Below are 23,005 nucleotides of genomic sequence, written 5' to 3'. Positions count from 1 at the left end.
CTAAATTAATCTTCTTTTATATACGCTAACAATTTAAAATAGTCAACAAGTGCTAGAGGTTTGGAGAAAAGTAATCCTTGGGCTGCATCACACTGGAGCTCAACCAAAATATCCAGCTGTTCTTGAGTTGAAATTCCAGTAGCTACAGTTTTTAAATTAATATTTTTAGCCAAAGCAACAATAGCTTTAATTATATTTACTTGTTTGCTTTTATCTATTGAATTAATCACAATAGAGTGGTCGATTTTTATTACATCAACGGCTAAGGTCCCGAGAGTAGAGAAAGATGAATAGCCCGTACCAAAATTGTCAATGGCAATACTAATACCTAAATCCCTTAATTTTAGCAAATGCGGTTCTATTTTTGTATAATTGTTAACCAAGATAGTCTCTTCGATTGCTATTTCAAATAAGCAAAAATCGAGCTTGTATTTTCCTATAGTTTCTGTGAAATTAGTTACTAAATTTTCTTGATAGAAATCAAATTTAGAGAGAGTTAGGGTGATTTTTTGGAGGGGTAAATTTTGTAGTTTACAGCTATGCATATCGATGCATATTTTCTCTAGCATTATACTAGTTAAGTCGGTTCGCAACTGGTTGTCGGCAGCGATTTTAAAAAATACGCTTTGCGGAATAAAACCTCTTTCGGAATGATTCCAAACTAGAATTGCTTCAGCCGCGTTGAGCTTAAAATTTTTCAGATCATATTGAGGTTGATAAAATAATTCTAGCGTTTTGTTTTTTAAGGCAGCTTTTAGTTCAGCCAGGAGCCATGTTTTGTAGTATAAATCTTGTTCTAACTTTGAGTTATAAATAAAATAAGGCAGACGATCTTTGTTTTTCACTTTTTGTCTAGCAATATTAGCTTTATTTAGCATATTACTTATAGTTTCGCTTGTATGATCAACTGGGAAATAGAGCCCTAGAGAAAGTTTTAAAAGATGTTTATGGGCATAATTGTTTTTAATGGTAGTAATAAATTTATTCAGGGTTTTAAAAAAAGCTATCTTGTTAGAATAGTGGACAATTATCGCAAAATGGTCCATAGAAAGGCGTGCACTTATTGAATGCGATTTAAAACATTTTTTTAAGATTAAACTAAATGTTTTTAGTAACTGATCACCATAATCATAGCCAAATACATTGTTGATCATTTTAAAATTGTCTATATCTAAATAAATAACTGCAATATTTATTTGCCAAAGTCTAATTTTTTTCTCGCCATAAAAGATTAGTCCATTGTTATTATAAATTGAACAGAGACTGTCAATATATGCTATTTTTTCTAGATTGTGTTTGTTTTGAGTTTGCATATTTAGAATATAGGCAATTGTACCGATGAAAATTAGCAACAATAAAAATAATAAAAGCGAAATTAGCGCAATAGTTTGAGTTGCAGCTACTGCCAAAACAGAACTAGGTAAAATTGTTATTAAACTCCAATTTAGATTATTTTCAGGACTTTGAATTGAGGTGTTGGCAAAAATATATTTTTGGTGGTCAGAGAAGAATTCTGTTAGACGAATATTGTTATTAGAGAAAATAGGAATTATTTTTTCGATATGGTTATGCTTAACCTTTTCGAAGAAAGAACTATCCAATTCTTTCGTAAGAAAATGCATATTTAAAGTAGTATTATTGAGAACATATGAGTTTACTTTATCGTTGATACCTAATAAGGTATTAGTGCTGTCTTCAAAGAATTCTACACTAGGCACAATAGCGTATAAAACGCCTGTGACTATTTTATTTGAGTTAAAAACTGGAATGCTAAAAACAATATCGCCATGCTCGTTTTCTATGCAATTTTCGTGTTTATAAAAGCTGGTTTGATAGAAATTTGTGGTAATAATATCTAAATTTTCGCCAGAACTTAATAACGCCATGCCAGTATTGTCAGCATATGCTAATTTTTTAAATGGTGAGTTTTCTAGCTTCGAATTTAGAAAATAAAGGCGGTCATTAAGTGATAATTTATCGAGTTTTGAAGCTTCAGGTACAATTGTGCGCAAAATTTGAAAATTTGCATCTGCCTTGATTTTTATAAGTTTAGCGGTTTTGTCTAGGAGTTCAACAAAGTAAGAGGCAGATTCTTGAGTGAGTGAAGTTTTTATAGAATGCATATAATACATTGAAAAAAACAACAAACAAGAAAGAATAGCCGCAGCAATAGTTTTTAGGTTGCTATTATTATTCATTAATAGACCTCCAGCTCCAAAGTTAAATCTGCTGAGATTAGGTTAAGCGTAAATTTGTTGTAAAAATAGCTTGTATTCTGAAAAGGATAATGGTTTGGAATAAATATAACCTTGGGCATAGTCGCAGTTCAAAGTTTTTAAAAGCTCGAGTTGCGCTTCTGTTTCAACGCCCTCGCAGACTATTTGCAATTGGATGTCTTGAGCTAATTTTATGATAGAATTTAGAATGCTCATACTCTTATCATCCTTAAAGGCATTTACCAAAATTGATCGATCAATTTTAATGATATCGACCGTAAGCGCACTTAAATTAGCGATTGAAGAATAACCACTGCCAAAATCATCAATTGCTATTGATAATCCAAGTTTTTTTAATTCCTTTAAGATACTTTCCATGTATTGATAATCGCTAAATATTGCGGTTTCAGTAATTTCAATTTCTAATAACTCTGGAACAATGTTGTAGGCCGTGAGAATTTCTGAAATATTTTGGCTGAGATTTGGGCTATAAAAATCAATTTGAGAAAAATTTACAGCACAAGTTAATACAGGCAAGTTTTCTTGGCGCAATTCTAGGATATTTTTACAAACTTTAGTTAAAACAATTTTAGTTATTGCAGGCGTTATTTGTCTTTCTTCTGAAAGGGGAATGAATACTGCTGGATTAATAAATCCTTTTTGGGGATGATTCCAGCGGATTAAAGCTTCTGTTGAAACGGCTTTGCCATTTTTTAAGTCGAATTTTGGTTGATAGTAAACTTCAAAAGATTGCGCTTCGATAGCCAATTTTAACTCATCAACCAACCAGGTTCGTTCAATTAAATTCTGTTCAATGTCCTTATCGAACATTGCATAAGGCAGGTATTCTTGATTTTTAACATATTTTCGAGCTAAATTAGCTTTATTCAACATGTTTAAGATATTAGGCTTATGATTGCTAGGGTTAAAATATACGCCAATAGATAACTTTATAGAGTACTTGCCAGTGTATTTATGGTTTATTAAGCTCAAAAAATGCTCTAGGATATCAAAAATTTGCTCTTTATTGGCATAACGACTAATTACCGCAAAATGATCCATGGACAATCGAGCTAATACCGTATCTTGTTTAAAAGTATCTTTTAAAGTTTGAGCGATTATTTTTAACAAATCATTTCCATAGTCATAGCTAAAAATTCCATTAATTAATTTAAAATTATTTATATCGAAATAAATAACAACTATTTTGTAGAGCGAATTTTCTACTAAATAGTTTCCGTTTGCTAGAAAACCATTGTAGTTATTTAATTTAGTTAACTCATCTTGATAGGCTAATTTCTCTAATTTAAGTTTGTTGTATTTTTTCACCTTGAGCACATAGAAAAAGAAAATTGTAAAAGCTACCGAAAAAATAATTATCAAAAATACAATTTGGCTTATAGCAGCATTAGCGTGCTTAAAAACTGTTGATTTAGGAAAAATTGCAAAAGTATACCAATTTAAATTAGTGACTTTTTTTGAATTAACCGGAGATATAGCCACAAAATTTCGTTCGCGATTGGCAAAAATTTCAAAAATAGCTTCTTTAGAACTAGTAGAATGAAGATAATTTTGAAAACTGGAATTTGCAAATAATTTTTCTGTAACTATTGAATCAGGAACACTGAAAAGTTCTTTATGTAGTAACTCATAGCTAGCATATAAATCTTTTTTTAATACATGAATATGAATGTTTTTATCAAAAAAATTCAATGATATAGTATCTAAAAGTTTCTCAATATCATAAACTCCCAGTAAGATACCTTGAATATAATTACCTTCTTTGTTGTGAACCGGAACTGCAAAGACTACTACTTTTCCAGGAATATTGAATCGATTATTATCTAAATCCGTAATTGTGTGTTTACCAATTATTGATAATTTGAAGTAATCACGGTCGGCAATGTTAAAAGTTAAGCCGTTAGAAATCAAAGCAAGACCATTGTTGTCGGCATAACCAAGTTGTGAAAACTCAGAGTTTTTGAGAATATTTTGCAACAATAATAATTGTTGCTGCCTGTTAAGACTATTTATTGACTGGATATCTTGAGCAAAAATATTCAATTGTTGTAAATTATTGTCTAATTTAATATTAATTAAAGTATTAGCTCTAGCGAAAATCTCTTTAAGATTTTTTTCTGAATTATGAACGAGCGTGTTATTTATTTGTAAAGCAATATATAAAAGAGGTAGAGAAATAATAATTGCGAAAAGCAGTTTTTTATAAAGTTGCGATTTATTGTTAAGTAAACGACTAATAATAGTAATGCCTCCTTTATAAAAAATACTTTAGTACTAATTATAGGCTACTAATTATTTTATTACAAGAATATACAAGCTAAATTGAATATTTAGTCTTGCATTTTTCTTGTAATAAGGATACTAGTAGCCTATTTTTTTTGTCTTTTTTTAGTTTTGTAAGATTCGTAACGCAATTGACCTTGTTCAAAGGCGAGTTTGTCTTCGTCACTAGTTAAAATCAACTCAGGAACTTTGTTAGGTCGTCCCTTTTTATCCAAAGCAACCATAGTAAAGAAAGCACTTAAGGCTCGCTGACGTCCCTCGTGTTCTAAATCTTCAACTTCAACTGTTACGGCGATTTCCATTGATGAGTTGCCGGCAAAAATTACTTTGCCAGTGCATATCACCAAATCACCAATAAATATCGGTAAATGAAATTCCAGTTCATCTACTCGAGCTGTTACCACATTTGAACGTGCATAGCGCCGTGCTGTGGCATAGGCTGTAGAGTCCATAAGTTTGATTATTTCGCCACCATGAATATTTCCTGCGACGTTAGCTTGGCTAGGCATCATGACTTCGCTAATAATTAAGATAGATTCAGCTGCTGATTTTTGCATACGATGCACATCCTTTACAAATAAAATTAGGTATATGATTTGTCCAATCATATACCTAATTTTAACGAAAAAAAAAATTTAAAGCAAACTTTTATTTAACCTTAATCTAATTTTTGGTCGCCATAGTTAATAAATTTGTATTTACGCATGAGCTCTGAAATTAAAAATGATAAAATTGCTGGAAATATAAAGTGTAAGAGTGAAATTTTCAGCAAAACTTCATTGCTATGCCCCATAACAGCAATTGTTGTAAATTGGCCGACTAATCCACTAGTACCCATTCCAGAACCAGCTGGCAAGTTTTGCATTTTAAATAATAAGGTTGCTAAAGGACCGAGGATCATACTAGTAAGTGTTGGTGGTAGCCAAATATAAGGATTTTTAGCTATGTTGCCTATTTGTAGCATTGAGGTTCCTAAACCTTGAGAAATTAAGCCAGCAAATTTATTTTCACGATAACTGGCAACAGCAAAACCAATCATTTGACTAGCACAACCAACAGTAGCCGCACCACCTGCTAAACCGCCTAAATCGAGCATAATGCTCAGGGCCGCACTAGATATTGGCAAAGTAAGAATAATACCCATAACAGCGGAAACGATAATTCCCATCAAAAAAGGATGCAACTCAGTTGCTTGCATAATTATAAAACCGCAAAGTTTCATTATGCGATCAATACTCGGGGCAATTAAAGTAGCAATTAAGGCACCGCTGATTATTGTAGTGAAAGGAGTAACGATGATATCAAGTTTTGTGGAACGAGAAACCAATTTTCCAAGTTCGCAACTAATAAGTGCCGCAATATAGGCGCCTACAGCACCGCCAAGTTTATTGCCAATAAAACCTGTGATGATACAAGAAAAGATTACCAGGGGAGGAGCTTTTAATGTATAGGCAATACTTGCACCGATACATGCTCCTAACATACTCATGCTAAATTTACCAACTTCTATTAAAAAAGGAAAATTAAATTTTTGACCAATTGTAGATAAAATTAAGCCAATTAAGAGCGAACAAAACAAACCTTGAGCCATTGCGGAAGTTGCTTGTACAAAATATAAATTACTAGATGGATTTATGTCTTTTTTTTGCAAAAACTGTAACAAAGTGTGTTTAGTATTCATTGAGATATTCGCTCCTTTATGATAAAATATAGTTAGTCAAACCAAATGTCTAGATAAAAGTGGAGGTTAGTACATGAGTAAAAAACCATTTGTAAGCTTAGAAAAGTTAAAAGAGATTACTGCCCAAATACCTACTCCTTTTCATTTATATGATGAACAGGCAATAAGAGAAAATGCTCGAAAATTAAATAAAGCATTTGCCTGGAATAAAGGGTTTAAAGAATATTTTGCTGTAAAAGCGACACCAAATCCAGTGTTAATTAATATTTTAAAAGAAGAAGGTTGTGGGGTTGATTGTTCTTCTTTAACGGAGTTAATGATGTCAGAAAAACTTGGATATTCAGGTACTGATATTATGTTTTCTTCTAACGTAACTCCAGCAGAGGATTTTGTTTTAGCACGTAAGCTTAATGCCACTATTAATTTAGATGACATTACGCATATCGATTTTCTCGAACAGGTCGCTGGGATTCCAGAAATAATTAGTTGTCGTTATAATCCAGGCGGCGATTTTAAAATTAAAAACAATGTTATGGATACTCCAGGAGAAGCAAAGTATGGTTTTACTAGAGAACAACTAACTGAGGGTTTTAAAATTTTAGTAAACAAAGGAGTAAAAGAATTTGGCCTACATGCTTTTTTAGCTAGTAATACAGTTGCCAATGAATATTATCCAGCTTTAGCTAAAATTTTATTTGAAGTAGCTGTGGAGTTGAAGGAAGAAACAGGAGCTAAAATAACATTTATAAATTTATCTGGTGGAGTAGGTATTCCCTATAAACCAGAACAACAAGCAACCGATATTATGCAAATTGGCGAAGGGGTACGTAAAGCCTACGAAGAGGTGCTAATTCCTGCAGGTATGGACGATGTGAAGATTTTCACAGAGCTAGGAAGATTCATGTTAGGACCTTATGGTTGTTTGGTTTCTACAGTTTTGCATAAAAAAGAAACACATAAGGACTATATCGGCTTAGATGCTTGTGCAGCAAACTTAATGCGACCTGCTATGTACGGTTCATATCATCATATCACAATTATGGGCAAAGAAGATCAGCCGTGTGATCACAAGTATGATGTTACTGGGGGGCTATGTGAAAATAACGATAAATTCGCCATAGATAGAATGTTGCCGAAAACAGAAATTGGCGATTTAGTAGTTATTCATGATACTGGCGCTCATGGTTATGCTATGGGTTATAACTATAATGGAAAGTTGCGTTCGGCTGAGGTGCTTTTAAAAGCTGATGGAAGTTTTGACCTGATTCGTCGTGCAGAAACTCCTAAAGACTACTTTGCAACTTTTGATATTTTGGATACTTTTAAAAATTAAAGTCTATTATAATATAAAATTGCTAAATGAGCTACCCTATACTAATAGGTAGCTCATTTAGTTTTTATTTTTTTAATTTTAGTGCCAATAGTTCACTGGCATGGATTAAAGCATAAGACATCATTTTAGGAGTTGGTGGGCAACCTGTTAAGAAGATGTCCACTGGCAAAACTTCAGCTACGCTACCAATTTGAGCATAACTTTTGCCATAGGTGTTTCCACCACAGGCACAAGCGCCGACGGCCATTACTAGACTGGGTTTGGGCATCGCCTGGTAAGTCATTTCTACAGCCTGCAGTAAATTGCGTGTTACCATTCCCGTAACCATCAATAAATCTGCATGTCTTGGGGAAGCAACAAATTCAATACCGTAACGACTAATGTCGTAAAACGGATTATGTAAAGCACCCATTTCAAAATCACAAGCATTGCAAGAACCAGCATCTAGATGACGCACATGGAGAGAATGTCCTAGTTTAGCTTTAATAGTTGTGGCTATCTCGAGTGTTTCACCTGAAGCCGAAATAATTGGCGGTGGTTCAGATGTACTAGCTAGAAAATTCTCTGGACATACATCAATACAGTGACCACAAAATAAACAGCGCCGATAGTCTATTTGTAGCTCTTCTTTTAAAAATGATATTGCCTGAACTGGACAAGCGTTAATGCAAGTTTGACAATTTTTATTGCAAATTTTAGGCATGATTTTTCGTGTTCCACGTGCAAATTGGGAATGAACATTTGTTTCAAGTTTTTCGCTCACGATTCCTGTTTTAAAGATTTTATTTAATAAATTAAACATTTTCTACTCCTATCTGTCTAAGCAGGCATAGCATAATTCAAAACTTTTATTGATTAAAGGAAAGTCGGGAATAATATTGTTGGGTGCGGCTATTGGTAATGCTGGCCAATTGGAGTAGGAAGCAGAACGAACAAAGGTACGATAAATATTTTGCTGGCTATCAATAATTAGCGCATGCAGGTTATTGCCTCGAGCTGATTCGCTCATACCGATGCTAAGAGTGTTTGTTTTTAAAGCGCCGATTTCCGTAAAAAGCGGTTGGTCATCTACTTGATCTAAAAGGGGTGTTATTTGTCTTAAAATTTTGAGGCTCTCTTGCACTTCTGCAATTCGAACTTTGATTCGAGCATCAACATCACCCGTTTGCTCAGTAATAATTTTAAAATTTAATTCGTCATAAACTAGATAAGGGAAATCTTTGCGGGTATCACTTAAAATTCCAGTAGCACGAGCAGCAATACCAGAAAATGCTCCCTCTTTAGCAAGATGATTGGGGACTATTCCGGTGGTACTTACTCTATTTACAAACTCTTGTTGCTTATACATTGAATCAACCATACTTAGGTATTCGCGTTCAATATCATTGAGAACACTGATAATTTCTCGGACTTTAAGTACCGAGATATCTTTATTTACACCACCAATGATAATAGCACCACGTAAAAATCGATTACCTGAAATATCTTCGTTAATACGCATAATATATTCTTTCAAGCGAGAACAGTGACTAATTATTGGGGCAAAGCCTATTCCGGCGCAAATATTACCCGTATCACCAATGTGATTATAGATCCTTTCCAATTCAGCTATGAAAACACGAAATAATTGGGCACGCTTTGAAACTTTGTGCTCGCCTAAATTTTCGATAGCTTGAGTGAAAGAAAGGGCATGAGAAACAGCACAAGCTCCGCAAATACGTTCAACTAGATATAGAGCTTGGACAGGCGATAGCCCCTCTAGGTTTTTTTCAATGCCGCGATGGGTGAAAAACAATTTTGCTTCTAAATTTAGTACGGTTTCTCCGGCTTGGCTAAAAATAAAATGCCCTGGTTCGATAATTCCAGCATGGATAGGACCGACTGGGACCTCAAATACCCCTTCGCCTTCAACTTTGGGATAATTAAAAACTTGTGGCTTATGTTTTAATTTGGTGTTAGCGGCAAATTTTTTACGGAGTGGGTAGGTTTTTTCTGGATAGTTTTCATGTAATACTAATGGTCGCAAGTCAGGGTGTTCTAAGGCAATGAAACCAAACATATCGGACATCTCACGTTCATACCAATTAGCAGCAGGAATTAAAGGTGTTAAAGAAGGGTAAGTCAAATCACTGTTTTCGGGGAAACAGGCTTTTAAGATATTTATACTAGGATTTGAGGTACTATTATTTTGAAAAACACAGTAAATAGCGAAATAACCATTTAACAACTGTTCATCTGCGCCAAACATAGCGAGAAGTTTATTTTTACCCTGACGATAGTAGCTATTAGCATAGGCTCTCAATTCAGTTGTTTTAATTTCTTTAAGCATTTATTTCATACCTCCCAGGATCGCAGTAGCTTGTTGTAAAAGTGGGCCGGCAAAATCAGTTAGAAAAATGCAAGTTAAAACAGATAAAAACAGAGAAAAATAAATGATGTTTTTATCCTCACCTTTAAATTCAGGCAAATTATGATTTTTACTACGGTCACAGAGCATCCGCATTATATGATAAAAGAAACCTAAAAATATACCTACTAACAAAACTAGTAGAACTAAGGCTGTGTAGTTAAATTTATCGACAAATAGAGCTTGAATAATATACATTTTACTAAAAAACATCCCAAAAGGAGGCATTCCAGCAATTGCAATTGTTGCAATTAATAGAGATCTAGCTAAAGCTGGAGATGCTAAAAGCATACCATGAATGCGCATCATATTATTAGTGTTAAAATCATGAATTATGCGACTGGCTAAATAAAATAGATTGAATTTAATAAGCGCATGGTTCAAAATATGCATTAAGAGCCCAGTAGCAGCTAATGGAGAGTTTAAACCCAAGGCAATAGCAATAAGTCCCATGTTTTCGACACTGGAATAAGCTAAAAGGCGCTTTAATTCTCGTTGCACTAATAAAAATGGCAAGGCAATGGCAATTGAAAGTATCCCAAAAAATATTAGAATATTATTGATGAGATGAAAATCGATGCATAGCTTAATTATCATTAGATTTTTAATCAATACATAAACTACGCAAGTTGACAACCCACCAGATAGTAGGCCACTAATGGGAGAAGGCGCTTGACTGTAGGCATCTGGAAGCCAAGTGTGCATAGGTGCTAAGCCTAACTTAGTTGCATACCCAATAAAAATAAAGAAAAACGCGAATTTAACAATATTTTTATCGAGTGCTACAGCATTGGCCATTAACCAACTCCAGCTAAGGGCATTATCTTGACCAAGGGAGTTAAGTTGAGCATAATATAAAATTATTGTACCAAGAAGAGCTAAGCATATTCCTACAGTACAGACCATAACATATTTCCAAGCTGCTTCAACTGCTAGTCGAGTGAATTTGAAAGCAACAAGTAGTGCTGAGACTAAAGTTGTGGCTTCGATACATACCCACATAAGACCTAAATTATCTAAAATTAAGACAAGAAACATTATGGCTATAAATACATGTAGCAGTGAGTAATATTTATTAATGTAATTTAGGTTATTAGTATATTGTTGGCGTTCACGCTGTAAATATGTATCGGAAACAAAACAAACTAAAATATACATTATCACTAGAACAAGTAAAAACCAAATGCTAAGGGCATCTAGGCGAAAAAAATTATTGGAAAAAATTTGAATATCTTGAATGAATTTATAAAGTAGTAGCCAGATTATAAAATTAGCAATACTGGTTGCACGAGATAGATATTTGGTTTGCTGTTCAGTTATTAAAGGATAAAAGCATAAACAAGCTGAACAAAGTGGTAAAAAAATCATTAGATATATTAAATAATGCATATTCTAACCTCGCAACTTTCTAAGAACGTCGGTATCGGTAGTTTTAAAAGATAAACGCAAACGATGGGTTAAAATAACTAACACCACAACCGCGATAAGAACATCTAAGAAAATACCTAGTTCAATTATTAAAGGTAAACCAGCTGTCATACTCATACCCAATAAATATATGCCGTTTTCCATGGTTATTAGACCAATGATCTGCATTATAGCCTGGCTACGCATGATTATAATTATCAAGCCCGTAAAAATTAAAACTAAAGAAGAAGCGATGATATCACGAGCTTCACTAAGTGGCAAAAGATGGTCAACAATATTATAAGAAAGAACAACGAAAATTGCACAAGCGATAGATGAATAGTGGACTTTTTTGTCGGTTGCCAATTCGTATTCATTTTTTAAACGACTTGTTATATGTAAAAGACTTGCTGGGATAAGGAGTACTTTTACCAGAAAGGTTAAAAAACTAGCAATGTAGCTATGTTCATTATTGGTATTGGCAAAGGCAATAGATAAGCAGAAAATTGTCAATAAGGCCGATTGTAAAGCCATGAGTTGTACAGCTCGTTTAAGATGCATTACTCTGGTTTGATAAAAGGCAACAAACAGAAGTATTATTACTAAAATATCCACTAGCTTAACTCTCCTTTATAAAATAGTTTTATGAGAAATTAAAGATAGAATAATTAAAATTCCGGCAATAACTATATAATTAGGAATTCTGAATAGGCGCATCTTATTATTTAAAGTTTCACTGATTCCCAGCAAAATTAAAGTTAAGAAAATTTTCAGCATAACAGGTAAAGTTCCAACAAAAAACAAATTAGCAAAGAGAATACAAAACAGCAATTGCTTAGTATAGGCTGCGATATGGATAAAGACGAGTAAGCGGCCAGAATATTCGATAGTCATGCCTTCGTGAATCATTGTTAATTCTAAATGAGTATCAGGATTATCAATTGGAATTCTGCCGTTTTCAGCCAAAAGCAACATGAAAAAACCTAACATAGCAAGTGTTGTAGAAATATTTATTGGTTGCGTAGCGCTAAAAACAGAAATATTAGCTAAAAGACTAGTATCAGTAGTTTTAAAAACACTTAGAACAGCTAAGAGCATTACTGGCTCAATAAGTGTTGCCAAGTATACTTCACGAGATGCCCCCATGCCTCCGAAAGTGGTAGCAGTATCTAAAGCAGCAATCGTCATGAAAAAACGACCAGCGGCTAAAAAATATAATAATACGAAAACATCGCCAACATTCCAAATGATAAACTGATTAGATAAAAGGAGGGTTGCAATTATTGTTGTGGCTAAAAATATTATGGGTGCAAAAGTAAACACGTAAGTGGCAATAGGAGAATATATTATTTCTTTATGCCACCATTTGAATAAATCAAAGTAAGGTTGGAGAATACTAGCACCGAAACGATTTTGTAATAAAGCTTTAGTTTTTTTGGTAATACCTATACTTAAAGGTGCTAAAGCTATAATGAAGAATGCTTGGATAAAAGAAGGTAAAAATTCTGGCATATAAACTACCTCGCTCCATATAATAATACAAAGATTAAGGCTATTAAAACATAACTAATATAAAGCTGAACCCCACCAGCTTGAATTCTCCGTAGAAGACCAGCAATTCTCACTAGCAATCTTTGTAAAGGTTCATAAATTTTTTCGGTAATAACATAATGAATATCGGTTTTAAAGAGCATTTTTTTATTATGACCATTAGTCAACAAATATGAAAAACGCTGTTCTGGTTTAAGAAAGAATGAGAAAACTCTGCGAATGGGCTCGGAAAAGCCAGTTGCAGAATATTGCATACGCTGATTAGGATGAATGCCACAGCTCCAAACTTCTTGAACTTGCTTCGTGGGAGAAGTTTTTAAAGAATAATATAGTACCCCAATTAATGTTACCAGGATAATAGTTAAAATAAGAGGATTGAAACTAGAGGTGCTATTTAATGTAATTAGTGAAAAATATGGTGATAGCTCTAACTTAAGTGGTAAGATGTTACTTGCAAAATCTAGTAAACTACTGGAGAAAAAACCACTAAGTAGACAAATAATACTAGGAATGCTAATAGCTAATAACATGCTTTTGCCAGATTCGTGGAGGTTTTTTTGAATAAGATTGGAACGTAATTTGCCTAGAAAAATAATTGCAAAGAAACGTACAAAACCTGCTAAAGCCAATGCACTTGTTAAACCAAACATAATTATACTTAGAATTATCAGGAGTTGAATATTATGGCTATGCACAATTATTGGCAGTTTCACTAAACCTATTAGTAATAGCCATTCGCCTAAAAATCCAGCAGTAAAGGGTAACGCGCAAATACTCATGCTGGCAACTAAGGCACATTTACTAGTTACAGGTAAAAATCGCAATAAACCACCCATGTGTTCAATATTACGAGTATGGGTACTGTGAATAATACAACCAGCAACTAAAAACAGTGTTGTTTTTATAATAGCATGATTGAAACTATGGACAATTGCTGCTAGATAGCAAATACTCGCCCAATATAAATTTTGATCATAACTAAAAATTAAACCAGCGCCAATTGCAGAAAAAATAATTCCTAAATGTTCAATGCTAGAATAAGCTAAAAGTTTTTTTATGTCGGTTTCAACCTGGAGGTATAAGGCTCCGACTAAGGCGCTAATTAACCCTAAAAATAAAGTAGCAATCCCCCAAGAAAAATCAGGTGTACCTAAAAAATCTAGAATAAATCTTAAGAATCCATAAACAGCCATCTTCAACATTACAGCGGACATTAGTGCAGAAACATGTGTAGGCGCAACTGGATGAGCTTTCGGAAGCCAAACATGTAGCGGGACTAGGCCAGCTTTAGTAGCAAAACCAATTAATGATAAGAAAAATATGAGGCTGTTATTTTGGGAATTAAATTGATTTTCTTGGAAAACGGAAAAATCTAAACTTGTAAAGTTATTAACAGATAAAAGGAAAAAGGCACCGACAATAAAGGCAGTACCTAAGTTAGTCATTAAAATATATTGATAGGCTGCTTGCCAGGTAACACGATTATATTGTTCATGATTCACCAAAAGAAAAGAGGCAATGGCCATAAATTCCCAAACAACTAGGAATGCTAAAGCATTATAGGCTACAAGAACTAGGCACATAGTAAGCAGAAAGAGATTATATTCTGCAGTCAAAATCTTCAATTTATCATTTTTATAGCTAAGACCATAGCTATAAGCGTAGATGCTGGTTATTGTGCCAACCAAACCGAGGATCACTATAAAAAAAGAGTTGAGTTTATCTAATTCTAGTTTAAAAAAAGTATTTTCCAAATTAAATAAAGAGATATTATCGGTTGCACCTATAAGTAGCGAACTTCCAATTATTATTAACAAAAAACTTGCTAGTCCAGCTAAAAAACAGCCAAGTCTATGTCCTTTAATTCGATTATGACTAGGCAAAAACACGGTACTTATACCCAAGAAATATAAAGTTATTGTTAAAAAAAACAAAATTCTTATGTACATATTTAAACACCTTTGCTATAAATTTTTTGGCTATAGAAAACCCCTATATTCTAGCACACTTTTTTTAATTTTTAAAGTTAGATTAAACTAAATAGAAAAACTTTAACTAAACCAAGCAGCATAAAGCTTCCGTAAAGCTAACTCTAAGTCATTATTTGAGATTTTATTAAAATAAAGGAGAATTGTGGGGAAATCCGAATTATAATCTTCGATAATTTTTATTTTACAATTAACTTTTAAAGCTAATTCATATAATTGTTGAGCAGTGTAGTTAGTTTTTACGCTAACAAGCACATTGATACCATGATGTTTTTTTTCGAAAATAATTTTATCTGAAAAAATACTATGTAGAAGGTTAAAAAAGGTAGTACTTTTTTCAAAATAAATTTTACGCAAACGCCTAATTTGTCGATAGAAATCGCCATTTTCAATAAATTTTGCTAAGGTAAGTTGTTCAAGGCTGCTAGCTGTTTGTTTAAAGTACGGTTGCCTTTGATTATAACTTGCCAACAGACATTCTGGTAAAACTAAATAGCTAATACGAATAGCTGCAGGAATAATCTTAGATAGTGAACCGAGGTATATTACATTATCAGCTTGGTCTAGTGCTTTGAGAGCAGGTATTGGTTTTCCATAGTACTTAAACTCACTTTCATAGTCATCTTCAATGATAAAATTACCATGATTATTGGCCCAAGATAATAAATCAAGCCTCTGATTAATGGGCATAATAAAGCCAGTTGGAAATTGGTTTGAGGGTGTGAGATAGATTAAACTTTTTTTTCTTAATGGTAAATTTTTACTAGTAAATGTTTGCTGATTTGCTTCAATAAAATTTAAATTATAGCCTATATTTTGAAAAATTTGCTGGGCTAAAACAAAACCAGGTTTTTCAAAAGTTATGTTGGTATATTCAGGATGTAATAATTGGCAGACGATGAATAATAGAGACTGGATTCCCGCGCCGATTATTATTTGTTCAGGCTTAGCATTAATGCCCCGAGAATCTTTTAAATATGAAGTAAGTTGCTGACGCAAGGTTAACTCCCCAGCATTATTAAAATTATCAAATAAAATCTCAGGAGTACGCAAGATAGAATTTAGATATTTCCGCCAAACATTAAAATTAAAGCTGTTTGCAGGCACGTCACCACTGGAAAAATCATACACGATTTTATCTAGAGAAATGATGCGGGGTTTTTCAGGTGCATTCATTATAAGTGGTTCTTTATAAAAATCACAGACCGAATAATGTGAACGTGAATGATTACAGATATAACCTTCGGCTAAGAGTTGATCGTAAGCGTTTTGCACAGTAGTTTTACTAATGGCCAAATTTAAGGATAATTTTCTTATTGAAGGTAATTTACTAAATGGTTTGATTTTGCCTGTGGATATTTCTTGAACAAAATAGTTATAAAGTTGTAAATAAATTGGAGTTTTAGCAGATTTATTTAAAATTATATAATTCATAGTAGGGGCTCCTTCAATTGTTTTTTTCATTATATATTTATTGTTACATAAAAACAATTGCAACAAGGGAAATACCGCTTTTATTGTAAAATTTTAAATAGTGCCAATAATGAGAAACGAAAAACATAAAGACAAAAATAAACATTGGTGAAAATATTAAATTTATTTGTAACAATAATAAATTTAAAAACCCTTGAAAAAGCGAGAAATGTTTACTTTTGGATAAAAAAAAGAACATAGGCTTAAGCAAGAATAGTTTGAAAAGCAGGTAAATTAAAGCGTAAAGTATACAATACACTCTTTGTAAAAATTCAAAACTATGATATAATCGGAAGCATAGAAAGTATATTCCATAAAAATTTTTTGAGGGGGTTTATTTGTATGAACAAAAAACTTACGGCTTTATTAGTTACTGGGGTTTTAGTATCTGGTCTTGTTGCTGGTTGTGGTGGAGATAAAAAAGCAGATCAAAAACCAGCTGCAAAACAACAATTTGTTAATATTGCCACAGGTGGTACAGCAGGAACTTATTACCCAATAGGTGGTGCGATGGCAGAAATATTGAATAAAAATATTCCAGGAGTTAATGCTAGTGCTCAAAGTACTGGTGCTTCTGTTGCCAATGTTAACTTATTATCTACGGGTAAAGTTGATTTAGCTTTTGTCCAAAATGATATTGCTTATTATGCTTTGAACGGAACAGAAATGTTTAAAGACAAAAAAGTGGCAAACCTTAAGGGGATTGCAACTTTATATCCAGAAACAGTACAGATAATAACTCTTCAAAAATCAGGTATCAAAAAATTATCTGAGGCTAAAGGTAAAAGAGTGGCCGTTGGTGCTGCGGGCAGTGGGGTAGAAGCTAATGCTCGTCAGGTTTTAGAAGCTAATGGCATAACATATTCTGATATTAAAGTACAATATCTATCTTTTGCTGAAGCTGCTGGTGCTTTGAAAGATGGTAATGTAGATATCGCCTTTGTAACTGCTGGTATACCAACTGCAGCCATTCAAGATATCTCTACCCAAAATCCTGTAGCACTATTGAGTGTAGATGCTCAACAAGCAGATGGACTTATTAAAAAATATCCTTTCTATACTAAACAAGTTATTCCAGCCAAAACATATCCAGGTCAAGAACAAGACATCAATACTGTTGCTGTTAAAGCAATGTTAGTGGCTACAGATAAAATGTCTGATGATCTAAGCTATAATATTGCTAAAGCCCTATATACGAACACTGATAGATTAAAATCATCTCATGCTATAGCAAAAAATATTTCCAAAGCAACTGCAACAGAGGGTATGTCTTTACCAATGGCTGCTGGTGCTGATAAATACTTCAAGGAAAAATAAAATTGTTGTTTGAGAGGAAAAATACTGTTCAGGGTCAGTTTACTGGCCCTGTATTTTTTGGTAGCCGAAAAAAAAGACTGCTTTTATTTGGGATACTTATAGTTTTAGTAAGTATTTTTTTGTGGTATGAAACTGAAAAAGTGTTGGTAATTCAGGCGAAAAATAGCAATATACAAGACCGAATTGTGAATATTCCTGATGGGAAATGGTATTTGAGCTACACTCATTCTGTGCAGAAAACTTTGGTCGAGGAATTTTTTCAGGTGCAAGAACAAGGATTTTTGTTATATGAAACTAGATTTAGTTCTTATGGCGTAGGATTACCATTCTTGGCAACTGATGGCAAATTAAAAATAATGCCGGATGGGCGCATGCAGTTGCTTTTGCAAAGAACTTTTCCCCTTGTAAAAGTTTGGACGGGACAAGAGGCAAAAGTTGAATTAAAAACTAAAAACGAAACACTAGAGCTATATAAGATATATCCAGCAGGAAGCCTGTTAGAAATAAATGTATTGCCTAGGTATAAAATTTTTATAAGTAACTTTTAAAGGAGGTAAATTATGAGCGAATATAAAGAATTATCTGCCGAAGAAGTCTTGGAAAAATTTGATAAAGAAGCAGGTTCGCGAAATTATCAAGGCACGATGGGTAAGTTAATTATGGCCATTTGTGTATTATTTTCAGGTTTTCAAATCTATACTGCAGTATTTGGTGTGCTTGATGCGCATTTGCAAAGAGCAGTTCATTTGGCGTTTGGTCTATTATTAATATATTTACTATATCCAGGACGTAGTTCTTGGTCTAGAACAACTTTGCACCCCGTAGATTTAATTCTGGGATTAATTGCAACGGCTACACCAATATATATAATAGTTTTTTACAATGAGCTGGTTACTCGAGCGGGAATTAACACTAGTACAGATTTACTGGTGGGATTAATAGGAATAATTCTTCTGATTGAGGCAACTAGACGCGTTGTTGGTTGGCCGATGATTTTAGTCGCGTTATTTTTTATTACATATTCCTTCCTTGGACCTTATATGCCGGGGGTATTAGCCCATCGTGGTTTAGGCTGGGAAGAGCTAGTAGGGCATTTGTATTTTACTACTGAGGGGGTATTTGGAATTCCCTTAGGTGTATCTTCAACTTTTATCTTTTTATTTATTTTGTTTGGGGCGTATCTAGAAACAACAGGTTTGGGTAAGTTTTTTATTGACTTATCAAATGCCTTAGCTGGTTGGGCTGCTGGTGGCCCGGCCAAAGTTGCCGTATTATCCAGTGGACTTATGGGTACGGTATCTGGTAGCTCAGTTGCTAACGTAGCTGGTACTGGTAGTTTTACTATCCCAATGATGAAAAAATTAGGCTATCGACCTGAATTTGCAGGAGCAGTAGAAGCTGCCGCTTCTACTGGTGGGCAGTTAATGCCGCCAGTAATGGGTGCCGCTGCCTTTTTAATGGCTGAATTCGTAGGCGTGCCTTATATTGATGTAGTTAAAGCAGCTACAATTCCTGCGCTCCTTTACTACGTAGGTGTTTGGCTAGGTGTGCATTATGAAGCTAAAAAACATGGTTTAAAAGGTACACCGCGAGAATTATTACCTAAATTTAAAGACTTGTTATTTGAAAAAGGACATTTAGCAATTCCGTTAATTGTAATAGTATATCTGTTGGTTACAGGTTATACTCCGATGCGGGCTGCCTTAGTCGCGATAGTTTTAGCAATTGGGGCATCGATGTTGAAAAAATCTACGCGCATTACACCTTGGCAAATAGTTGAAGGGCTGATTAATGGTGCTAAAGGAATTTTGGGGGTATTAGTAGCCTGTGCTACAGCGGGGATTATCATTGGTGTTGTTACTAAAACTGGGGTTGGGTTAAAATTAGCTACAGCACTACTAGAACTAGCAGGGGGAAATTTGATCCCGGCGATGTTCTTCACAATGATTACTTCATTATTGTTAGGTATGGGTGTACCAACAACGGCTAACTATGTTATTACCTCGACTATCGCTGCACCAGCTTTAGAACAAATGGGTATTCCGATTTTAGCAGCGCATATGTTTGCTTTCTATTTTGGTATAGTAGCTGATGTAACTCCTCCAGTTGCCTTAGCGGCTTATGCTGGGGCTGGAATTGCAGGTTCAAATCCTATGCGCACTGGCGTTGTTGCGGCTAAATTGGCAATTGCAGCTTTTATAATTCCTTATGTTTTCGTATTGTCACCAACAATATTGATGATTAATGCGACTATACCGACATTGATTATGGCAACCTTAACTGCCTTAATTGGAATGTGGGGTCTGAGTATTTCCATGATTGGCTTTTTCGTGGCGCCAACTACAAAATTGGAACGACTGTTATACTTTGTCGGTGGTGTATTTATGATTGACCCAGGTGGTATGACAGATTTAATTGGTATTGCAATATTGGCAACAGCAAGTTTCTTCCAATATAAGCGTAAAAGAAAGCTTGATGCACAAAATAAAGTTGGCTAAATAGTAAAATAAAAGGTTTTCAGAAATTAATGCTTTAATCTCTGAACCTCAAATTTTAGGGCGAGGCGGATTTTTTTCGCTTCGCCTTTTTCCTATGTCTGTTGAAAAAAATAAAATTAATTGTTATACTATATTGCAAAATAAAAAATTTAGCAAAGGATGGTTAAGAATGATAAAAATAGCACCTTCAATTTTATCGGCAGATTTTTCCTGTTTGGGGGAAGAAATAAAAAAAGTTGAAGCAGCTGGAGCAGATTGGGTTCACATTGACGTAATGGATGGACAGTTTGTACCTAATTTAACTTTTGGTGCACCAGTAGTCAGTAAAATTCGCAAGGTAACGAAATTGTTTTTTGATTGCCACTTAATGGTTAACAATCCAGAGAATTATATTAACGATTTTGTTAAAGCGGGAGCAGATTTAATTACAGTGCACGCTGAAGCGACCTTACACTTACATCGTTTGGTGCAGCAAATCAAAGAAGCAGGTTTAAAAGCTGGTGTGTCTTTGAATCCTGGAACACCACTAGGTAGTATAGAAGAAATTTTACCATTTGTGGATTTAGTTCTAATTATGAGTGTAAACCCAGGTTTTGGTGGACAGGCATTTATTCCAACTTGTCTTGACAAAATAAAACGTTTAAAAGCAATGCAGCAAAATTTAAATTTGGCTTTTGATATTCAGGTAGATGGCGGAATTACAGAGCAAAATGCGCAGCAAGTAACGGCAGCTGGAGCAAATGTTTTGGTAGCGGGCTCAGCGATTTATAATTCAGCCGATATGGTGAAAACAATTAAGGTTTTGAAGGCGGAAAAATAATACTTGCAAATTCTAAAAGAAGAACGTATAATTTATTCATAAGTTAATATTGGCCTTTGGGGCAGGGTGAAAATCCCGACCGGCGGTAAAGTCCGCGAGCTTATATAAGCATGATTTGGTGCGATTCCAAAACCGACAGTATAGTCTGGATGATAAAAGGCGATATAAGAGTTGGATTAGGGAACATATATCACTTTTTATAGTTGATATATGTTTTTTTGTTTTTTTAATTTGTTTTTGAGGTGGATTTATGGAAAAGTATAAAAAATGGATGCAACATGCCTTAGATATTTCTAGACGCGCTATTGGCTTTACAGCTCCTAATCCCATGGTAGGCGCTGTTATCTTAGATGAACAAGACAACTTTTTGGCTGAAGGTTGGCATGAAAAAGTAGGCGAAGCTCATGCAGAAATTAATGCATTGCGCAATGCTGGATCCTTAGCTAAAGGCGGAACGATAATTGTAACCTTAGAACCTTGTTCACATTTTGGCAAAACACCACCTTGCACTCAAGCGATTATAAAAGCAGGTATTACCAAAGTTATCATTGCCACGTTAGATCCCAATCCATTAGTTGCTGGGCAAGGCGTAAAACAATTGCAGGCTGCTGGCATTAGTGTGGAAATAGGTTTACTAGAGAAAAAAGCACAACGCTTAAACGAAGTGTTTTTTAAATGGATTACTAAAAAACAGCCCTTTGTGGCTGCGAAGTTTGCGATGACTTTAGATGGAAAAATAGCAACTGGCATAGGTGATTCTAAGTGGATAAGTTGTCCTTTATCTAGAGAATATGCTCATGTTTTGCGTACTACTTATGCAGCAATTTTAGTAGGTGGTAATACGATAAGAATTGATAATCCTGAGTTAACGTGCAGGTTGGTTGCTGGCCGTAATCCTGTAAGAATTATTTTAACTAATTCTTTTAACTTACCTCTAGATAGTAAAGTATTTTTGGCAGATGGGGTTCCGACAATAATAATAACAACTAGCGGCAATGAAAATTATGAAGAATTTAAAGGAATACCTAATATTGAAGTGGTGGAACTACCGAGCAGCGACGGCAAAGTTATTCTAACTGAGTTAATGGACTTTCTAGCTCAACGAGATTTGACGAGTGTTTTAGTTGAAGGCGGGAGTGAAATTCATGCAGGATTTTTGCAAGCTGGATTAGTTGATAAAGTTTATGCAATTATTGCGCCGAAAATTATTGGCGGAAGTACAGCAAAATCTCCTGTCGGCGATTTAGGTATTGATTATATGTCAGCAGCTTTACAATTAGAAGATTTAACAGTTGAAAAATTGCAGCAAGATGTTTTAATTACAGGCTATCTAAAAAGAGGTGAGTAGAGTTTGTTTACAGGTTTAATTTTAGAATTAGGGGAAATAATAAGTATTAGCAATACTGGTGAGTCGGCAAAACTAAAAATAAGGGCAAAAAAAACTTTGGAAGAATTAAAAATTGGCGATAGTGTAGCTGTAAATGGGGCTTGTTTGACAGTTGTTGAATTATCTGCGACTAGCTTTACCGTGGAGGCGATGCCTGAAACCACTCAAAATACGATTATTGGGCAACTTAAAAGCGGTTTTAAGGTTAATTTAGAACGCACGCTACGCGTCAGCGATCGCTTAGATGGACATATTGTTAGTGGACATGTAGATGCTGTTGGTATAATTGCTAGCAAGCAACAAGATGAAATTGCCTGGCGCATAAGAATTAGCTTAGCTCCTGAGAAGTTGAAATATATATTACATAAAGGATCAGTTGCAATAGATGGAATTAGCCTTACGGTAACTGCAGTACAGCAAACTGAATTTGAAGTTTCAATAATACCACATACGTTGAAAAATACAACTTTAGGAATTAAAAAAGTAGGTGAACGGGTTAATATTGAAACGGATATTTTAGGGAAATATGTCGAGCGGTTTTTACAATTTGGACAAATTCAGCAGACTGAAAGAAAAGGTATAAGTCTAGCAAATTTAAAAGAAAATGGATTTTTGGGGTGAAA

General features: G+C 34.2%; 18 protein-coding genes and 1 riboswitch. Of the genes, 7 read left to right on the top strand and 11 right to left on the bottom strand.

Annotated features, from left to right (window positions below; translation table 11 throughout):
• Positions 1 to 5: 5 nt before the first annotated feature.
• The 4 genes from SUCMO_RS0107560 to SUCMO_RS0107545 form a co-directional block, all read right to left on the bottom strand.
• Complete coding sequence (locus SUCMO_RS0107560; RefSeq protein ID WP_019880051.1) at positions 6 to 2,198, bottom strand: bifunctional diguanylate cyclase/phosphodiesterase; 2,193 nt, start codon at positions 2,196 to 2,198, stop codon at positions 6 to 8.
• A 42-nt stretch (positions 2,199 to 2,240) separates the two neighbouring features.
• Positions 2,241 to 4,280, bottom strand: a complete 2,040-nt coding sequence (locus tag SUCMO_RS0107555) for a bifunctional diguanylate cyclase/phosphodiesterase (protein WP_083938727.1) — start codon at positions 4,278 to 4,280, stop codon at positions 2,241 to 2,243.
• A gap of 326 nt (positions 4,281 to 4,606) precedes the next feature.
• Positions 4,607 to 5,077 (bottom strand): acyl-CoA thioesterase, encoded by a 471-nt coding sequence (locus SUCMO_RS0107550; RefSeq protein ID WP_019880049.1) that lies wholly within the window; start codon positions 5,075 to 5,077, stop codon positions 4,607 to 4,609.
• Between the two features lie 101 nt (positions 5,078 to 5,178).
• Positions 5,179 to 6,201 (bottom strand): PTS sugar transporter subunit IIC, encoded by a 1,023-nt coding sequence (locus SUCMO_RS0107545; RefSeq protein ID WP_019880048.1) that lies wholly within the window; start codon positions 6,199 to 6,201, stop codon positions 5,179 to 5,181.
• Positions 6,202 to 6,274: 73 nt separating this feature from the next.
• Between SUCMO_RS0107545 and SUCMO_RS0107540 the strand changes: the two genes are divergently transcribed.
• The gene (locus SUCMO_RS0107540; protein WP_019880047.1) at positions 6,275 to 7,534 is read left to right on the top strand and encodes a diaminopimelate decarboxylase; all 1,260 of its coding nucleotides are present in this window, start codon (positions 6,275 to 6,277) and stop codon (positions 7,532 to 7,534) included.
• Positions 7,535 to 7,598: 64 nt separating this feature from the next.
• Here SUCMO_RS0107540 and nuoB read toward each other — a convergent pair whose 3' ends face one another.
• The 7 genes from nuoB to pdxR form a co-directional block, all read right to left on the bottom strand.
• Complete coding sequence (gene nuoB, locus SUCMO_RS0107535) at positions 7,599 to 8,336, bottom strand: NADH-quinone oxidoreductase subunit NuoB (RefSeq protein ID WP_019880046.1); 738 nt, start codon at positions 8,334 to 8,336, stop codon at positions 7,599 to 7,601.
• Positions 8,337 to 8,345: 9 nt separating this feature from the next.
• Entirely contained in the window at positions 8,346 to 9,863 is a 1,518-nt protein-coding gene (locus SUCMO_RS0107530; protein ID WP_019880045.1) for a hydrogenase large subunit, read from the bottom strand.
• Entirely contained in the window at positions 9,864 to 11,330 is a 1,467-nt protein-coding gene (locus SUCMO_RS0107525) for a proton-conducting transporter transmembrane domain-containing protein (RefSeq protein ID WP_019880044.1), read from the bottom strand.
• 3 nt (positions 11,331 to 11,333) lie between these two features.
• Positions 11,334 to 11,963: a hypothetical protein gene (locus SUCMO_RS0107520; RefSeq protein WP_019880043.1), complete on the bottom strand. Its 630-nt coding sequence runs from the start codon at positions 11,961 to 11,963 to the stop codon at positions 11,334 to 11,336.
• Between the two features lie 15 nt (positions 11,964 to 11,978).
• Entirely contained in the window at positions 11,979 to 12,860 is an 882-nt protein-coding gene (locus SUCMO_RS0107515) for a respiratory chain complex I subunit 1 family protein (protein WP_019880042.1), read from the bottom strand.
• 5 nt (positions 12,861 to 12,865) lie between these two features.
• Positions 12,866 to 14,848: a proton-conducting transporter transmembrane domain-containing protein gene (locus SUCMO_RS10575; protein ID WP_019880040.1), complete on the bottom strand. Its 1,983-nt coding sequence runs from the start codon at positions 14,846 to 14,848 to the stop codon at positions 12,866 to 12,868.
• A gap of 102 nt (positions 14,849 to 14,950) precedes the next feature.
• Positions 14,951 to 16,321, bottom strand: a complete 1,371-nt coding sequence (pdxR, locus tag SUCMO_RS0107505) for a MocR-like pyridoxine biosynthesis transcription factor PdxR (RefSeq protein ID WP_019880039.1) — start codon at positions 16,319 to 16,321, stop codon at positions 14,951 to 14,953.
• Between the two features lie 381 nt (positions 16,322 to 16,702).
• Here pdxR and SUCMO_RS0107500 point away from each other — a divergent pair, with 381 nt between their 5' ends.
• The 6 genes from SUCMO_RS0107500 to SUCMO_RS0107475 all read left to right on the top strand — a co-directional run bounded on the left by SUCMO_RS0107500 (position 16,703) and on the right by SUCMO_RS0107475 (position 23,003).
• A complete protein-coding gene (locus tag SUCMO_RS0107500) occupies positions 16,703 to 17,677 on the top strand; it encodes a TAXI family TRAP transporter solute-binding subunit (protein ID WP_019880037.1) in 975 nt (324 codons plus the stop codon).
• Between the two features lie 119 nt (positions 17,678 to 17,796).
• The gene (locus SUCMO_RS0107495; RefSeq protein ID WP_169336623.1) at positions 17,797 to 18,225 is read left to right on the top strand and encodes a DUF1850 domain-containing protein; all 429 of its coding nucleotides are present in this window, start codon (positions 17,797 to 17,799) and stop codon (positions 18,223 to 18,225) included.
• 12 nt (positions 18,226 to 18,237) lie between these two features.
• On the top strand, positions 18,238 to 20,175 hold the full coding sequence (locus tag SUCMO_RS0107490; protein WP_019880035.1) for a TRAP transporter permease: 1,938 nt from the start codon (positions 18,238 to 18,240) through the stop codon (positions 20,173 to 20,175).
• Positions 20,176 to 20,344: 169 nt separating this feature from the next.
• Positions 20,345 to 20,995 (top strand): ribulose-phosphate 3-epimerase, encoded by a 651-nt coding sequence (gene rpe, locus SUCMO_RS0107485; RefSeq protein WP_028953948.1) that lies wholly within the window; start codon positions 20,345 to 20,347, stop codon positions 20,993 to 20,995.
• Positions 20,996 to 21,043: 48 nt separating this feature from the next.
• Positions 21,044 to 21,160, top strand: a riboswitch (FMN riboswitch).
• 85 nt (positions 21,161 to 21,245) lie between these two features.
• Positions 21,246 to 22,343: a bifunctional diaminohydroxyphosphoribosylaminopyrimidine deaminase/5-amino-6-(5-phosphoribosylamino)uracil reductase RibD gene (ribD, locus tag SUCMO_RS0107480; protein WP_019880033.1), complete on the top strand. Its 1,098-nt coding sequence runs from the start codon at positions 21,246 to 21,248 to the stop codon at positions 22,341 to 22,343.
• 3 nt (positions 22,344 to 22,346) lie between these two features.
• Positions 22,347 to 23,003 (top strand): riboflavin synthase, encoded by a 657-nt coding sequence (locus SUCMO_RS0107475; protein ID WP_019880031.1) that lies wholly within the window; start codon positions 22,347 to 22,349, stop codon positions 23,001 to 23,003.
• The last annotated feature ends 2 nt before the right edge of the window (positions 23,004 to 23,005 follow it).

The organism is Succinispira mobilis DSM 6222, assembly GCF_000384135.1.
Lineage (GTDB): Bacteria > Bacillota > Negativicutes > Acidaminococcales > Succinispiraceae > Succinispira > Succinispira mobilis.
This window is presented reverse-complemented; position numbering and strand designations above follow the sequence as displayed.